The sequence below is a fragment of the Streptomyces sp. NPDC051109 genome (assembly GCF_044455885.1).
GTDB lineage: Bacteria > Actinomycetota > Actinomycetes > Streptomycetales > Streptomycetaceae > Streptomyces.
In genome coordinates this window covers 153695-169507 of the sequence record NZ_JBITFF010000016.1, presented here as the reverse complement: position 1 = coordinate 169507, position 15813 = coordinate 153695, and the positions used below count along the sequence as shown (strand labels likewise).

Genomic DNA, 15813 nt, shown 5'->3' with positions numbered 1-15813 from the left:
GGTGACACCCCTCGCCGCAGCCGCCGGGCGGGTCAGCCGCCGTTTCGCCGGCGGCTACAGCACCGCGTTGGAGGGGCCGCGGGACGCCGAGAGCTCGCGCGCCACCGCCTCCGCGTCGCGCACCGCCCGTACGGCGTTGGACCAGGTCAGCTTGGCCAGGTCGGCCCGGGACCAGCCGCGCGTGAGCAGCTCCGCGATCAGGTTCGGGTAGCCCGCCACGTCGTCCAGCCCGGCCGGGGTGAAGGCCGTGCCGTCGTAGTCCCCGCCGATTCCGACGTGGTCGACGCCGGCCACCTCGCGCATGTGGTCCAGGTGGTCGGCGACCGTGGCGGCCGTGGCCACCGGGCGCGGGCGCTCGGCCTCGAAGGCCCGGTGCAGGGCCATCGCCTCGGGCGTGGTGTCGAGGTGGTGGAAGCCGTGCGCGCGCAGGTTCTCGTCCGCCGCCAGGGTCCACTCGACGGCCGCCGGGAGGATGAACTTCGGTACGAACGTGGCCATCGCGACGCCGCCGTTGGCCGGCAGCCGCTCCAGCACGTCGTCCGGGATGTTGCGCGGGTGGTCGCAGACCGCCAGCGAGGACGAGTGCGAGAAGATCACCGGCGCGGCCGAGACGGCGAGCGCGTCGCGCATCGTCGTCGCGGCGACGTGCGAGAGGTCGACGAGCATGCCGATGCGGTTCATCTCGCGGACGACCTCGCGGCCGAAGTCGCTGAGCCCGCCGTGGCGCGGCTCGTCGGTCGCCGAGTCCGCCCAGTCGATCGTGTCGTTGTGCGTGAGCGTCATGTACCGCACGCCCAGCTGGTGCAGGGCGCGCAGCGTGGCGAGCGAGTTGTTGATGGAGTGCCCGCCCTCGGCGCCCATCAGGGAGGCGATCCGGCCCTCGGCACGGGCCGCCTCCATGTCGTCGGCCGTCAGCGCCCGTACGAGGTCCGCCGGGTAACGCTCGATCAGCTGGGCGACGGCGTCGATCTGCTCCAGGGTGGCGCTGACCGCCGTGTCGCCCGCGTAGTCCGAGCGCACGTACACCGACCAGAACTGGGCGCCGACCCCGCCGGCGCGCAGCCGGGGGAGGTCGGTGTGCAGCCGGCCGCGCTGGTCCTCGGCGATGTCGCGCCGTGCCAGGTCGTAGCGGACCTGCTCGCGCAGCGCCCACGGCAGGTCGTTGTGCCCGTCGACCACCGGGTGCTCGGCGAGCAGCTCCCGCGCCTCGCCCAGGCGCTGCGCGGCGCTCACTTGCCGAATCCGAAGGACTCCGCGCCCGCGACCTTCGTCCGCAGCCGCTTGCCCTTCTCGGTGGCCTGGTCGTTCAGCTCCTGCTGGAAGTCCTTCATGCGGGCGAGCAGCTCGGGTTCGTGGGCGGCCAGCATCCGTACGGCCAGCAGCCCGGCGTTGCGCGCCCCGGCGACCGAGACGGTGGCGACGGGAACCCCGGCGGGCATCTGGACGATCGACATCAGGGAGTCCATGCCGTCGAGGTACTTCAGCGGCACGGGGACGCCGATGACCGGCAGCGGGGTGACGGAGGCGAGCATGCCGGGCAGGTGGGCGGCGCCGCCGGCCCCGGCGATGATCGCCTTGAGGCCGCGCCCGGCGGCCTGCTCCCCGTACGCGATCATCTCGCGCGGCATCCGGTGCGCCGAGACCACGTCCACCTCGTAGGGGATCTCGAACTCGTCCAGGGCCTGTGCGGCGGCCTCCATGACGGGCCAGTCGGAGTCCGAGCCCATGACGATGCCGATGACGGGACCTGCGGTGGAGTTGCTCATGAGGTGATCGTTCCCCTGAGGTAGCCGGCTGCGTGGCGTGCGCGTTCCAGCACATCGTCCAGGTCGTCGCCGTAGGTGTTGACGTGGCCGACCTTGCGGCCGTGCTTGACGTCCTTGCCGTACATGTGGATCTTGAGCTGCGGGTCGTGGGCCATGCAGTGCAGGTACGCCGCGTACATGTCGGGGTAGTCCCCGCCGAGCACGTTCGCCATGACCGTCCAGCGGGCCCGGGGGCGCGGGTCGCCCAGGGGGAGGTCCAGGACCGCGCGTACGTGGTTGGCGAACTGGGAGGTGATCGCGCCGTCCTGGGTCCAGTGGCCGCTGTTGTGCGGGCGCATCGCCAGCTCGTTGACGAGGATCCGGCCGTCGGTGGTCTCGAACAGCTCCACGGCCAGGTGGCCGGTCACGCCGAGCTCCTTGGCGATGCGCAGGGCGAGGGCCTGGGCCTCGCCCGCGAGGGCCTCGGAGAGGTTGGGGGCGGGGGCGATCACCGTGTCGCACACGCCGTCGACCTGGACGGACTCGACCACGGGGTAGGCCACGGCCTGGCCGTGCGGGGAGCGGACGATGTTGGCCGCGAGCTCGCGGACGTAGTCGACCTTCTCCTCCGCCAGGACCGGGACGCCCGCCTTGAAGGGCGCCTCCGCGTCCTCCCGGCTGCGGACGAACCACACGCCCTTGCCGTCGTAGCCGCCGCGCACGGTCTTGAGGATGATGGGGAAGCCGCCCCCCTCGGCCGCGAAGGCCTCCGCGTCCGCCGGATCGCTCACGATCCGGTGGCGGGGGCTCGGGGCGCCGATCTCGTCGAGCTTCGCGCGCATCACCCCCTTGTCGGCGGCGTGCATCAGCGCGTCGGGTCCCGGGCGGACGGGGACGCCGTCCGCTTCCAGGGCCCGGAGGTGCTCGATGGGCACGTGCTCGTGGTCGAAAGTGATCACATCGCAGCCGCGCGCGAAGGCGCGCAGGGTCTCCAGATCGCGATAGTCGCCGATGACGACGTCGCTCACGACCTGGGCCGCCGAGTCCTGTGGGGTGTCACTGAGGAGCTTGAATCTGATGCCGAGGGGGATACCCGCCTCGTGGGTCATGCGGGCGAGCTGACCGCCGCCGACCATGCCGACTACCGGGAACGTCACCTCTCCAGGGTATCCGCCGGTATTCCGCCATCCGGACGTGACCCTGGCCCGTTCTGGTCGACGCGCGTAGCATTCGCGCCCCCGTGTGCCGTGCGTCGCACGGCGTGCGAAGGCACAGACGGGCCGTCGGGGCGACACTTAGCATGGGGCGGGTTGACCGAAGGCGGCAGACGCCTCCACGGACGCCCCCGACCGGGGCGGCGACGACAGGACTGATCGATCACATGAGCACGCCGCAGCAGGGTTCCGCGCTCGAACGCGTCCGCGGCCTCGCCCGCGAGGTCGCGAAGTTCGGGGCCGTCGGCGGCGTCGGTGTGCTCGTCAACCTGGGCGTCTTCAACCTGATCCGCCACACGACCGACCTGCAGGTCGTCCGGGCGAGCGTCATAGCCACAGTCGTGGCCATCGTCACCAACTACCTGGGCTTCCGGTACTTCACCTACCGCGACCGCGCCCGCACCGGAGGCTCCCGCGAGCTGCCGCTGTTCGTGGCCTTCAGCGTGATCGGCCTGGTGATCGAGAACGGTGTCCTGTACACCGCCACCTACGGGTTCGGCTGGGACGGCCCGCTCGCCACGAACGTGTTCAAGTTCATCGGCATCGGCACGGCCACCGTGTTCCGCTTCTGGTCCTACCGGACCTGGGTCTTCAAGGCCCTGCCGGAAGCGGAGCCCCGCCAGGCCCCCGCCCCCGCCTCCGTGATCGCCTCTGCGCGCGGCGGGGCGGCCGGGACCCGCACCCCCGAGCCCGTCCGCAAGTAGCGCGGCACCGCCGGCCGGCCGTACCCGCCTGCCCGGCGGAACGGCCGCTCAGCGGACCGTCTGCTCCGGTGCCGGCCGCTCCGGCGCCGTCCGGCTCAGGAACAGCGCGAACACCGGCGGCTGCGCCTGCAGCAGCTCCAAGCGCCCCCCGTCGGCCTCCGCGAGGTCCCGGGCCACCGCCAGACCGATCCCGGTGGAGTTGCGCCCGCTGATCGCCCGCTCGAAGATCCGGTTGCCGAGGTCCGGCGGAACCCCCGGCCCCTCGTCCGTGACCTCCAGCACCGCCTGGTTCCCGATCACCCGGGTACGCAGGGCGACCGTGCCGCCACCGTGCATCAGCGCGTTCTCCACGAGGGTCGCCAGCACCTGCGAGACCGCGCCCGGGGTGCCGACGGCGCGCATGCCCGTCTTGCCGGAGCGCACGATGGCCCGCCCCGCGCTGCGGTACGCCGGCCGCCACTCCTCCACCTGCTGCTTGACGACCTCGTCGAGGTCGAAGGGGACCGCCGAGCCCGTCCGCGGGTCCCGCGAGTTCGTCAGCAGCCGCTCGACCACGTCCGTGAGCCGCTCCACCTGGGTCAGGGCGATCGTCGCCTCTTCCCGTACGGTCTCCAGGTCGTCGGTGACCGTGATCTCCTCCAGCCGCATCGACAGCGCCGTGAGCGGGGTGCGCAACTGGTGCGAGGCGTCCGCGGCCAGCCGCCGCTCGGCGGTCAGCATCCGGGCGATCCGCTCCGCGCTGGAGTCCAGTACGTCCGCGACCCGGTCCAGTTCGGGGACCCCGTACCGCTTGTGCCGGGGCCGCGGGTCGCCCGATCCCAGCCGCTCGGCGGTCTCGGCCAGGTCGGTGAGCGGGGAGGCCAGCCGGTTGGCCTGCCGTACGGCGAGCAGTACGGCCGCCACGACGGCGAGCAGCGCCACCGCGCCGACCACGGCCAGGGTCCGCCCGACCTCCCGGGTCACCGTGGAGCGGGACTCCTCCACGACCACGGTCTCGCCCTGCTCGCCCTTGGCGGTGCCGCGGATGACGCTGTCGGGGATCCGGTCGCCGACCTCCACCGGCGGCTGCCCTGGGACGGTGATCCGGGCGTGGCTGCCGACGTCCAGCTGCTCGGAGAGGGCCTGGGCGTCGATGGGCTTGCGCTCCAGGACGCTCGCCTCGACGATGCCCACCAGGCGCAGCGCCTCGGACTCGATGCGGTCTTGGGCGCTGCTGGTGATCGTCCGGGTCTCCACGATCACCAGGGAGACCCCGAAGACGGCGATGACGACGAGCACCACGGCGAGCGTGGAGTTGATCAGGCGGCGGCGCATGGTGCTGGAGGCCGCTCAGCTCTTCTCGAAGCGGAAGCCGACCCCGCGGACGGTGGCGATGTAGCGGGGGTTCGCGGCGTCGTCGCCGAGCTTCTTGCGCAGCCAGGAGATGTGCATGTCGAGGGTCTTGGTGGAGGACCACCAGGTGGTGTCCCAGACCTCGCGCATCAGCTGGTCGCGGGTGACGACGCGGCCGGCGTCGCGGACCAGGACGCGCAGGAGGTCGAACTCCTTGGCGGTGAGCTGGAGCTCCTCCTCGCCCATCCACGCGCGGTGCGATTCGACGTCGATCCGCACGCCGTGGGTGGCGGGGGCCTGGGTGGCGTCGTTGGCGCCGCGCCGCAGCAGGGCCCGGACCCGGGCCAGCAGCTCGGCGAGGCGGAAGGGCTTGGTCACGTAGTCGTCGGCGCCGGCGTCCAGGCCGACGACCGTGTCGACCTCGTCCGCGCGGGCGGTGAGCACAAGAATGGGGAAGCCGTGGCCCTCGGCGCGCAGCCGGCGGGCGACCTCGAGGCCGTCCATGCCCGGCAGGCCCAGATCCAGGACGACGAGGTCGACGCCGCCCTGAAGTCCCGCGTCCAGAGCGGTGGGGCCGTCCTCCCGGACCTCGACCTCGTACCCCTCCCGCCGCAGGGCGCGGGCCAGGGGCTCCGAGATGGATGCGTCGTCCTCGGCGAGCAGTACACGCGTCATGTGGGTGATGGTAGTGCGCGGCGGGTGCCCGCAGGGGCGCCCCTGCACACCCCTGCCGATCTGGTCTTATGAACGAGGAGGGCCTTCGAATGTGGCGAAACGGTTCCCGGCTCACCTTGTGATCCATCTCTCAAGTCCATTCATACGCCGCAGTGTCGTGTCGTATGGTGGCGAGACGCCTTATGCACTACCTCTGAGACCTTTGTGCCGAAAAGCGAGCCGAAGGTCTCGATTCTGTCCGGATCGATCAGGGGGTCTTGACGACCTGCCTCATCGCGTTCGGTGACAGTGAATGACCTGTGGGCCGGGCCCCGCGCGCGAAGCTGCGCGACGGGGCGTGGATCCCGGTTACGGATGTCTCCTGCCCCCTTCCCCAGGACGGGGGCAGACCCCTGGGCGTGGGGTGGGACAACCCGTCGCCGGTGCCGGCCACCCCCCACCCGGGCGCTGTTCCGCTCACGAAGCGAAGCGTCCCGAGCAAGCAAGGATCGACCATGGCTTCCAGCCTGACGAGGGGCTCGGCGGACCCGTCCACCGAGAAGACCTTCTTCGGCCACCCCCGTGGCCTGGCCACTCTGTTCATGACCGAGATGTGGGAGCGCTTCTCCTACTACGGCATGCGTGCACTCCTGGTGTACTACCTGGTCTCGGGCGGCGCCGACGCCGCCACGGGCAGCCAGGGTGGCGGTCTGGCGATGACCGCGGCCACCACCACGGCCATCTACTCCGTGTACGTCTCCATGGTCTACCTGATGGCCATGCCGGGCGGCTGGTTCGGTGACCGTGTCTGGGGCGCCCGCAAGACGGTCGCCATCGCCGGCTTCGTGATCATGGCAGGCCACCTCTCGCTGGCCCTCCCCGGCCAGGCGATGTTCTTCGTCGGTCTGATCCTCGTCGCGGCGGGCTCCGGTCTGCTGAAGGCCAACATCTCCACGATGGTCGGCCACCTGTACGACGGCCCGGAGGACCCGCGCCGTGACGGCGGCTTCACGCTCTTCTACGTCGGCATCAACCTCGGTGCCTTCGTGGCCCCGCTCGTCGTCGGCACCGTCGGCAAGGAGCACAACTGGCACCTGGGCTTCGCCCTCGCCGCCCTCGGCATGGGCCTGGGTCTGACCCAGTTCCTGCTCGGCACCAAGCACCTGAGCCCGAAGAGCAGCCTGGTCCCGAACCCGCTGTCCCCGCAGGAGCGCAAGGCCGTCCTGACCAAGGTCGCGTTCGCGGTCCTGGGCATCGCCGCCTTCTACGGTGCCGTGGTCGCCCTCGGCGCCTACACCCTGAACTGGGCGCTGGTCCCGCTGACGCTGGCCGGCCTGTTCATCCCGATCGCCGTCCTGACGCGCATCAAGCGCGACAAGGACCTGTCGGGCGCCGAGCAGTCGAAGATGACCGCGTACATCTGGTTCTTCATCGCCGCGGCCGTCTTCTGGATGATCTACGACCAGGGTGGCTCCACGCTGTCCCTGTTCGCGGACGACAAGACCGCCGGCACCGTCTTCGGCTTCGACTTCTCGGCCACCTGGTACCAGTCGCTGAACCCGCTGTTCGTGATGGCCCTGGCCCCGGTCTTCGCCTGGCTGTGGGTGTGGCTGGCGCGCAAGAACCAGGAGCCGAACACCATCGTGAAGTTCGCGATGGGCCTGGTCCTGATCGGTGCCTCGTTCTTCGTCTTCATCGTCCCGATGGGCATGGCGAGCGACGGCACCAAGGTCTCCCCGATGTGGCTGGTCTCGATCTACATGATCCAGACCATCGGTGAGCTGTGCGTCTCCCCGGTCGGCCTCTCCGTCACCACGAAGATGGCCCCGCAGAAGTACGCCTCCCAGATGATGGGTGTCTGGTTCCTCGCGGTCACCGCCGGTGACTGCATCACCAGCCTCCTGTCGATCGGCGGCGTCGACCTCAACGGCACCTGGGTGATCGCCTTCCAGGCGCTCGCCGCGGCCCTCGCCGGCTTCGCGGTGTACGCGTACCGCAAGAAGGTCCAGGTTCTGATGGGCGACGTGCACTGACGCACCCCCTGACGCGCGCAGCGGCCCGGCACACCTCCTGGTGTGCCGGGCCGCTTCGTCGTTCCCCGCCCCGTTCGCCCGTACGGGTTACCGCGTGCCGCGCAGGCGCCGCCAGGGGGTGAACGTGAAGACCGCGCCGCCGAGCAGGATCACCGTGCCGGCCACCAGGGCCAGGGCCTTGATCCCGCCCTCGTCCTCGGCGCCCGTCTCGGCGAGGCCGCCCGAGGCGCCGGTGGAGCCGGTGGTGGCCGGCGAGCCGGAGCCGCCCTCCTGGGCGGTGGTGTCGAGCTCCAGCGAGACACCGCTGCTGGCCGCCTTGCAGGGCACGTTGATCGGCGTGGCCCCCGGGGCCATCGTGACGTCGATCGTCAGCTGGTCCGGGCTCAGCGTGACCTTGCCGGTCTTGCCGGGCTTGTAGGTGCCGGTCATGTCGCTGAGGCTGACCGGGGCCTTGTCCGGGATCGGCTCGGCGTTGGCCGGGCCGGAGACCTTGACCGTGCCGCTGTCGGCGCCGCCGAGTTTGATGTTCATCGAGGGCTTGAGGGCCCCTGCCGGCAGGGCCATCGGGCTGGCCATCGCCCCCTTGGCGGTCTTGACGGTCAGGTCGTAGCTGCCGCCGTTCTTCTTTGCGTTGATCGTGACCGGGGTCTTGATGCCGCCGGGCACGACCGGGCCGCAGTCGAAGGCGACCTCGACGGGCTTGCCGGGGAAGTCGGTCTGGCCGCCGCCACCGGCGGTGGTGCCGCCGCTGGTGGCACCGCCGTTCGTCGCCCCACCGCTGGTCGCCCCACCGCTGGTCGCCCCGCCGCTGGTCGCCCCGCCGCTGGTCGTGCCGCCGCTGGTGGCGCCGCCGCTGGTGGCGCCGCCGCTGGTCGCCCCGCCGCTGGTCGTGCCGCCGCTGGTGCCGGCCGCCACGTCGATGGTGGCCCCGACACCCACGTCACCCGTGGGTGCGCACTTGGTGACGAACGTGCCGAAGGAGAAGGTGACCGCGACGTCGTACTTGCCGGGGGTCAGCGTGATCTTGCCGGCTTTGGTGAGCTTCAGCTTCCCCTTCATCGTGGACATCTGCATGGGGGCCTTCTTGGGGATCGGCGGGTTCTTCTTCTCCCCGACGACCTTCAGCTCGCCGCCCCCGCCGCCCACCGTGATCCAGCCGGTGGGCTGGACCGAGTCCTGCGGGATGTCCATCAGGTCCGTGTTGTTCGAGGCCGGCTTCACGGTCTCCCAGGACACGTCGACCTCGTCACCGACCTTCGCCGAGGCCGGGGCGCTGACCTTGGCGGTGGTCTCGCCCTCCACCGGGTCGCCGCCGCCGGCCGGCGGCACGCACTTGACGTTGAACTTGGTCTCCGCCGCCTGGGCGGGAGTGGCCCCGATGGCAATGCCGGCGCCGCCGAGCAGCAGCGCGATCACGGCCGCGCTCACCCTCCGTTGGGTCTTCACAAATGCCCTTTCGTCGTCGGACTGATCTCAGACGGTGCGGACGCCTGTGGTGCGTGTGGGGATCTCGGCCCCGGCGCGCTGTCCGGGGTGAACCACGGCAAGACCGCCGTGGTGGCCTGCGGGGAGTCCGGCGCGGCCGCCGGCCCGGGCTCGAAAGCGCCCTGTTCCGGGGCGCTCGCGCCCCGGTGGCGGCCGCCGCCCGGCGCCGCCGTGCGCGGCCGGACCCTGTCGACGACGGCCATGCCGATACGGAAGACCGCGGCCGGGATCACCAGCAGGAGCAGGCCCCAGAACAGCAGCACCCCGTACGGGCGGTCCACGCCCCAGGGCTGGGTGGCCACGACCGTGTCGCCGTACTTGAGGGAGACGGTGTAGTCCCCGTGCGCCCCCGCCGCGAGGCTGACGTTCAGCCGGACCTCCGCCTTGCCGCCCGGCGGGATCGTGCCCTTCCACCGGACCTCGTCCCACTGCGGCGCGAACACCCCGTGGGCGGTGCCGAGCTGGAAGACCGGGTCCTTGACCGGGGCCGAGCCGAGGTTGCCGACGGTGACCGTGAACGTGCGGCCTGGCGGGGCGCCGAACCAGGTCAGCACCCCGTCCTCACCCTCCAGCCGGACCCCGGTGAGCATCGCGAGGCGCGCCGTGCCGGACTCGGACGGCAGCTCGGCCACCGGGTGGTCGGCGATCTTCAGCGGGGCGGCGACCGTGGACTGGTCCCCGTTGACGGAGGTCACGTTGACGACGCAGGGGCAGGGCTTGGGGGGTGCCACCACGGCCAGTCGGGCCGTGAAGCGCCCGTCGTCGCCGACCGAGACCGCGGCCCCGTCGGCGTTGGCGCAGCTGTTGGTGCCGCCGATCATGTTCTGCCCGCAGACCAGCAGCATCACCAGGGTTTTGGCGCGCCAGCCGGTGCCGGAGACGGTGATCTCGGTTCCCTTCGCGGCCTCCTGGAGCGAGAGCGCCACGGCGGGCTTGCCCTCGTCGGCCGCGGCCGACGGGGCCGGCAGCAGGAGCAGGGCGCACAACGCCAGCCCCGTCGCGATGAGGGCCATGGCCTTGCCGCCGACCGCTGCGCTCACCTGGATGCTCCCGTCAGCTCGTGTTCCGGTGCCCGGTCCTCCGCGGGTACGGGCTCCTCGCCCGCCGGCGCTGCTCCGCCGCGGGCCCGCCTGCCGCGTACGAGGAGCAGCGCGGCCAGGACGACCCCGCCGAGGCCGAGCAGCCCGGTGCCGAGCCCGGCCGCGATGCCCCAGGGCACGAACCAGGCGGATGCGGTGGCGCCGGCCGGGGCCGCGCCGGGGGCGGTGGCCGTGAGGGTGAGGGCGACGTCGTCGAGGACCGGGGCCCCGGGCCAGGGCTCGGTCAGCGACACCCGCTGGCCGGGGAGCAGTTCCACGGGCAGGGCGCGGGCGGTGCGGCCCGGGACCTCGCCGAAGAGCCCCTCGGCGCGCAGGGCCAGTTCGGGGGCGAGGGCCACGTTGCCCCGGTTGACCAGGGTGTACGCGACGACCGTGCGGGCGCCCCTGCCCCGTACGGAGACGTCCTCGACCGTGAGGGCGGCCAGGGTCGGGCCGCCGACGCGCAGGTGGACCCGTACGCCCGCCTCTCGGCCGTCCGCGGCGGCGATCACGGCGGCCGGGTGGTCGCCGGGGAGTGAGGCGGGCGGCACGGTGACCGTGAAGGGGACCACCGCGCGGGTGCGGGGCGGGATCTTCACGGTGGCGGCGGCCCCGAAGCTGATCCAGGAGCCGGCGCCGGGAGCTGCGCTGTTTCGGCCGCCTCCGGCCGCGGGGGCGGCCGGTCGGACGGCGAGGGCCCCGTCGGCGGTGTTGTAGGCGTCGGCCCCGCGCAGGGTGACGGTGGTCTCCCGGTCGGAGGTGTTGGTCAGGGCCAGCCGGTCCTCCAGGACGGTGCCGGCGGGGCCCGCGAGGTAGAAGTACGGGCGCGTCGGCGCGGCGCCGCCCGCGGCGGGCTCGGCGGTCCAGCCGGGCTCGTCGGCGGGCGCGGCGGGCGCGGCGGGGGCGGCAGTGGCGGCAGTGGCGGCGGGGGCGCCCGCGGCCCCGGACAGCAGGGCCGCGGCGAGCAACGCGGTGCACAGGCGCTTGACCGAGGTGGGGGTGTGGAGCACGGGCATGGCCGGGGGTGCTCCGTTCAGGACCGGGCCCGCTGGCCGCGCCGGGTCAGCCAGAGCACGCCGGCGGCGCCGGTGAGCAGCACCGTGCCGCCGAGGGTGCCGAGTGCGAGGGCGGAGTCGGTGGGTCCGGTCTGCGGGAGGGTGTCCTCCGTACCGGCGGAGCCCCCGGAACCGGGCGGCGCGGCGCCGGTGACCTCCAGCTCCAGGGAGGGCTTGGGGCTGTTTCCGGGGGTGCAGGTGGTGGTCGTCCCCAGCGCCTTGATGGTGAGCACGCCCGCGGTGAAGGTGGCCTTGCCGCTCTTCTCGGGGGTGTAGGTGCCCGAGAGGTCCGTGATCTTGATGGGGGTGTTGGCGGGCACGGCCTCGGGATTGGGCGGCCCCGAGACCGGCACGGACGCCTTCTCGGCGCCGCCGACGAGGATGACGGCGCTGGGGCTCATGGCGCCCTTGCCGAGTTCGACGGGGCTGGACGAGACGCCCTTCTGGAAGGACATCGTCAGCTTGTACCCGTCGCCCTCCTTGACGGCCTTGATGTCGATGGGCGAGACCGCCGACTTGTCCCCGATGGGGGTTTTGCAGTCGTACGCGACGTCGACGACGTCGGCGTGGGCTGCGGGGGCGGCCAGCAGGACCGCCGTTCCGGCCAGCGCGGAGGCCAGCGCGAGCGCGGTGGAGCGTTTCCGGTCGGACACCTTCGTCTTCCCCTCGGGCCACGAATTCCTGACGGCACATCAGATTGGTGGCTCAAGGTACGCCCGGGGCCTTGCGGAGGGAAGACAAAGGACAGGCCCGGATTGACCGTTCGTCAGTGCGTGCGCAGGCCCTTCCGCCAGACCGCCGAAACCAGCGGAACGCCCGGCCGGTAGGCCAGGTGGACGTGGCTCGGGGCCTCCAGGAGGGCCAGGTCCGCGCGGGCCCCGGGGGAGATCCGGCCGATGTCGGTGCGGCGCAGGGCCCGGGCCCCGCCGGCGGTGGCGGACCAGAGCGCCTCGTCCGGGGTCATCCGCATGTCGCGTACGGCGAGGGCGATGCAGAAGGGCATGGAGCTGGTGTACGAGGAACCCGGGTTGCAGTCCGTGGACAGCGCGACGGTGGCGCCCGCGTCGATCAGGCGGCGGGCGTCCGGCCACTGGGCGCGGGTGGAGAACTCGGCGCCGGGCAGCAGGGTGGCGACGGTGGTGTCCGCCGCCTGGACGAGGGCGTCGACGTCGGCTTCGGTGAGGTGGGTGCAGTGGTCGGCGGAGGCGGCCTCCAGCTCCACGGCGAGCTGCACACCGGGGCCGTAGGACAGCTGGTTGGCGTGGACGCGCGGGATCAGCCCGGCTGCGGCGCCGGCGGTGAGGATCGCGCGGGCCTGGTCACCGTCGAAGGCGCCCTTCTCGCAGAACACGTCCACCCACCGGGCGTACGGGGCGCAGGCCGCCAGCATCTCGCCGGTGACGAGGTCGACGTAGCCGGCCGGGTCCTCGGCGTAGTCGGGGGAGACGATGTGGGCGCCGAGGTAGGTGACCTCCTCGGTGTGCGCGGCGGCGATGCGCAGGGCACGGGCCTCGTCCTCGACGGTGAGGCCGTAGCCCGACTTGGTCTCGAAGGTGGTGGTGCCCTGGCGGCGCGCCTCGTCGAGGTGGCGGACGAGGTTGGCCTCCAGCTCCGCGTCGGTGGCGGCGCGCGTGGCGGCGACGGTGGTCCGGATGCCGCCGGCGGAGTAGCTCCGCCCGGACATGCGGGCGTTGAACTCGGCGGTGCGGTCGCCGGCGAAGACGAGGTGCGAGTGGGAGTCGACGAAACCGGGGATCAGCGCCCGGCCCTGCGCGTCGAACGCCGAGTCGGCCGCGGGGGCGCCGTCGGCCGGGCCGACCCAGGCGATGCTCTCACCGTCGATGACGACGGCCGCGTCCCGGACGAGCCCGAGGGGGCTGCCGTCGCCGAGGGCGGGGTCGTTGGTGACGAGACTGCCGATGTTGGTGACGAGGGTGGTGGTCATGGTTCCCTTCGGGATCGTTCCGAGGACAGCGTCAGCCGCGGACGGCTGCGATGGACTCGGACAGGGCGGACGGTACGTCCGGGACCAGGGTGTGGACCCCGTCGCGGACGATGTGGCGACCGCCCACCACCGTGTGGCGGACGTCCGAGGCCGTCGCCGCGAACACGGCCGTCTCGGCGCCGAGCCGCGGCAGCGGACCCGCCGTACGGACGGAGTCCAGAGCGATGGTCGTGAAGTCCGCCAGTGCACCCGCCTCCAGGCGCCCCGCATCCGCGAGCCCCAGCGCCGCATGGCCGTCGGCCGTCGCCGCCGTCAGCAGCGCGTTAGCCGTCCAGTGCCCGCGGGTCCGGCTCCGCAGCCGCTCGTTGAGCTCCATCGCCCGGGCCTCCTCCAGGAGGTCGATCACCGCGTGGCTGTCGCTGCCGAGCGACAGCGGGCTGCCCGCGCGCTGGAGCCGGGCGGCCGGACCGATGCCGTCGGCGAGGTCCCGCTCCGTCGTGGGGCACATGCAGGTACCGGTCGTCGTTCCGCCCAGCAGCGCGATGTCCCCGTCCGTCAGGTGCGTGTTGTGGACCCCGGTGGTCCGCGGCCCGAGCACCCCGTGGTCGGCCAGCAGCTGCGTCGGGGTGCGCCCGTGCGCGGCCTGGCAGGCCTCGTTCTCGGCGGTCTGCTCGGAGAGGTGGACGTGCAGCGGGGCCTGCCGCTCCTGCGCCCAGCGGGCGACGGTGGCCAGCTGGTCCGCCGGCACGGCGCGTACGGAGTGGATCGCCGCCCCGATCAGCGCGTGCCCGCGCGGCTTGAGGGCCGAGACCCGCTCGGCCCAGGCGTCGGCCGTCCCGTCCGAGAACCGCAGCTGGTGCGGGTTCGGCGCCTCGCCGAAGCCCGACGACAGGTACGCCGTGTCCAGCAGCGTGATCCGGATGCCCGCCGCCGCGGCCGCCTCGATCAGCGCCTCGCCCATGGCGTTGGGGTCGGCGTACGGAGCGCCGCCGGGCGCGTGGTGCACGTAGTGGAACTCGCCGACGTTGGTGATGCCGGCCAGCGCCATCTCCGCGTACACCGCCCGCGCGAGTGCGAAGTACGTGTCGGGGGTGAGGTTCTGGGCGACCTGGTACATGAACTCGCGCCAGGTCCAGAAGGTCCCGGAACCCACCTGCACCAGCGAGCGCAGCGCCCGGTGGAAGGCGTGGGAGTGCGCGTTGGCCAGCCCCGGGATGGTCAGGCCGCGCAGTACCTCGGCCCCCGGCGGCGGGGTCTCGATCCCGGTCCGCAGGGCGGCGATCCGGCCGTCGGCGCCCGCCTCGAGGGCCACGCCCGGCTCGACGTGCGTGCCGAGCCAGGCGTGTTCCAACCAGTACGTCTTCACCGGCAGGCCAGTCCTTCCAGTACGTCGGCCAGCGCGAGGACACCGGCCACGCAGTCGTCCTCGGGGGCGAACTCCCGCGGGGAGTGGGAGACCCCGGTGGGGTTCCGTACGAACAGCATCGCGGTCGGGACGGCGGCGGAGAGGATTCCGGCGTCGTGTCCCGCCCCGGTGCCGAGGACGGGGACGGAGCCGCCGAGGATGCGGTTCATCTCGTCGCGCAGGGCGTGCTCGAACTCGACGACCGGGGTGAAGGACTCCCGTACGACGGCCAGGTCGATGCCGTCCTGGTCGGCGCGCTCGCGGGCGGCCTTCTCGATGGCGGTGACCACGGTGTCCAGCGTCGCCTGGTCGGCGGCGCGGGAGTCGAGCCAGCCGCGCACCAGCGACGGGATGGCGTTGACGCCGTTCGGCTCGACCGAGATCTTGCCGAAGGTCGCGACCGCACCGGCCAGGGCCGCCTCGGTACGGGCGGCCAGGACGGTCGACGCGTACGTGAGCATCGGGTCGCGGCGGTCCACGAGACGGGTGGTGCCGGCGTGGTTGGCCTCGCCGCGGAAGTCGAACCGCCAGCGGCCGTGCGGCCAGATCGCGGACGCGATGCCGACGGCGTCGCCGGAGAGGTCCAGGGCGCGGCCCTGCTCGACGTGGAGCTCGACGAAGGCGCCGATGCGGGCGAGGCGCTCGGGGTCGGCCCCGATGGTCTCGGGGTCGTACCCGGCGGCCTCCATGGCCTGGGGCAGGCTGATCCCGTCGGCGTCGCGGAGCTCGTACGCCTTCTCCTTGGTCAGCTGCCCGGCGGCGAGCCGGGAGCCGACGCAGGCGAGGCCGAAGCGGGCCCCTTCCTCGTCGCCGAAGTTGGTGATGGCCAGTGGCCTGGCGAACTCCGCGCCCCTCCTGCGGAGTTCGTCCAGGGCCGCGAAGGAGGACACCACGCCGAGGGGGCCGTCGAAGGCGCCGCCGTCGGGCACGGAGTCCAGGTGGGAGCCGGTGACGACGGCGTCACCGGCGGAGGGGTCGCCGAGCCAGGCCCACTGGTTGCCGTTGCGGTCCGTCTCGTACGCGAGGCCGCGGGCCTCCGCCTGGGCCTGGAACCAGGTCCGGCAGTCGGCGTCGGCCCCGGTCCACGCGTAGCGGCGGTAGCCGCCGGATTCGGCGTTGCGACCGATGGGGGCGAGCTCGTTCCACATGCTGTGGAACGAGG

14 protein-coding genes are annotated in these 15813 nt (G+C 72.7%); 2 read left to right on the top strand and 12 right to left on the bottom strand.

The window, feature by feature from the left end; all coding sequences use genetic code 11:
* Positions 1 to 54: 54 nt before the first annotated feature.
* Genes ACIBAD_RS27090 through ACIBAD_RS27080 form a run of 3 tightly spaced genes read right to left on the bottom strand, consistent with a single transcriptional unit; the run spans position 55 to position 2902 of the window.
* The gene (locus ACIBAD_RS27090) at positions 55 to 1233 is read right to left on the bottom strand and encodes a dipeptidase (protein WP_134073839.1); all 1179 of its coding nucleotides are present in this window, start codon (positions 1231 to 1233) and stop codon (positions 55 to 57) included.
* Positions 1230 to 1766 (bottom strand): 5-(carboxyamino)imidazole ribonucleotide mutase, encoded by a 537-nt coding sequence (gene purE, locus ACIBAD_RS27085; protein WP_134073836.1) that lies wholly within the window; start codon positions 1764 to 1766, stop codon positions 1230 to 1232. The genes ACIBAD_RS27090 and purE overlap by 4 nt, the downstream gene beginning before the upstream one ends.
* A complete protein-coding gene (locus ACIBAD_RS27080) occupies positions 1763 to 2902 on the bottom strand; it encodes a 5-(carboxyamino)imidazole ribonucleotide synthase (RefSeq protein ID WP_134073834.1) in 1140 nt (379 codons plus the stop codon). The genes purE and ACIBAD_RS27080 overlap by 4 nt, the downstream gene beginning before the upstream one ends.
* A 224-nt stretch (positions 2903 to 3126) precedes the next feature.
* Here ACIBAD_RS27080 and ACIBAD_RS27075 point away from each other — a divergent pair, with 224 nt between their 5' ends.
* Positions 3127 to 3663: a GtrA family protein gene (locus ACIBAD_RS27075; RefSeq protein ID WP_398909003.1), complete on the top strand. Its 537-nt coding sequence runs from the start codon at positions 3127 to 3129 to the stop codon at positions 3661 to 3663.
* A 48-nt stretch (positions 3664 to 3711) separates the two neighbouring features.
* On the opposite strand, the gene ACIBAD_RS27070 is transcribed toward ACIBAD_RS27075, so the two are convergent.
* Together ACIBAD_RS27070 and ACIBAD_RS27065 are read right to left on the bottom strand one after the other, a co-directional pair.
* Complete coding sequence (locus ACIBAD_RS27070) at positions 3712 to 4977, bottom strand: ATP-binding protein (protein WP_398909001.1); 1266 nt, start codon at positions 4975 to 4977, stop codon at positions 3712 to 3714.
* A 15-nt stretch (positions 4978 to 4992) separates the two neighbouring features.
* Positions 4993 to 5670, bottom strand: coding sequence for a response regulator transcription factor (locus tag ACIBAD_RS27065; protein WP_030865957.1), 678 nt, complete (start codon positions 5668 to 5670; stop codon positions 4993 to 4995).
* Positions 5671 to 6164: 494 nt separating this feature from the next.
* Here ACIBAD_RS27065 and ACIBAD_RS27060 point away from each other — a divergent pair, with 494 nt between their 5' ends.
* Positions 6165 to 7682, top strand: a complete 1518-nt coding sequence (locus ACIBAD_RS27060; protein WP_134073828.1) for an oligopeptide:H+ symporter — start codon at positions 6165 to 6167, stop codon at positions 7680 to 7682.
* An 87-nt stretch (positions 7683 to 7769) separates the two neighbouring features.
* Here ACIBAD_RS27060 and ACIBAD_RS27055 read toward each other — a convergent pair whose 3' ends face one another.
* The 7 genes from ACIBAD_RS27055 to ACIBAD_RS27025 all read right to left on the bottom strand — a co-directional run bounded on the left by ACIBAD_RS27055 (position 7770) and on the right by ACIBAD_RS27025 (position 15799).
* Complete coding sequence (locus ACIBAD_RS27055) at positions 7770 to 9110, bottom strand: hypothetical protein (protein WP_398908999.1); 1341 nt, start codon at positions 9108 to 9110, stop codon at positions 7770 to 7772.
* Between the two features lie 14 nt (positions 9111 to 9124).
* Complete coding sequence (locus tag ACIBAD_RS27050; RefSeq protein ID WP_398908997.1) at positions 9125 to 10207, bottom strand: neocarzinostatin apoprotein domain-containing protein; 1083 nt, start codon at positions 10205 to 10207, stop codon at positions 9125 to 9127.
* Positions 10204 to 11262, bottom strand: a complete 1059-nt coding sequence (locus tag ACIBAD_RS27045; RefSeq protein WP_398908995.1) for a hypothetical protein — start codon at positions 11260 to 11262, stop codon at positions 10204 to 10206. The genes ACIBAD_RS27050 and ACIBAD_RS27045 overlap by 4 nt, the downstream gene beginning before the upstream one ends.
* Positions 11263 to 11279: 17 nt before the next feature.
* Entirely contained in the window at positions 11280 to 11954 is a 675-nt protein-coding gene (locus ACIBAD_RS27040) for an LPXTG cell wall anchor domain-containing protein (protein WP_398908993.1), read from the bottom strand.
* Between the two features lie 113 nt (positions 11955 to 12067).
* On the bottom strand, positions 12068 to 13246 hold the full coding sequence (gene hutI, locus ACIBAD_RS27035) for an imidazolonepropionase (protein ID WP_134073821.1): 1179 nt from the start codon (positions 13244 to 13246) through the stop codon (positions 12068 to 12070).
* A 31-nt stretch (positions 13247 to 13277) separates the two neighbouring features.
* Entirely contained in the window at positions 13278 to 14618 is a 1341-nt protein-coding gene (locus ACIBAD_RS27030; RefSeq protein WP_398909027.1) for a formimidoylglutamate deiminase, read from the bottom strand.
* Complete coding sequence (locus ACIBAD_RS27025) at positions 14609 to 15799, bottom strand: allantoate amidohydrolase (protein ID WP_134074550.1); 1191 nt, start codon at positions 15797 to 15799, stop codon at positions 14609 to 14611. The genes ACIBAD_RS27030 and ACIBAD_RS27025 overlap by 10 nt, the downstream gene beginning before the upstream one ends.
* Positions 15800 to 15813: the final 14 nt, after the last annotated feature.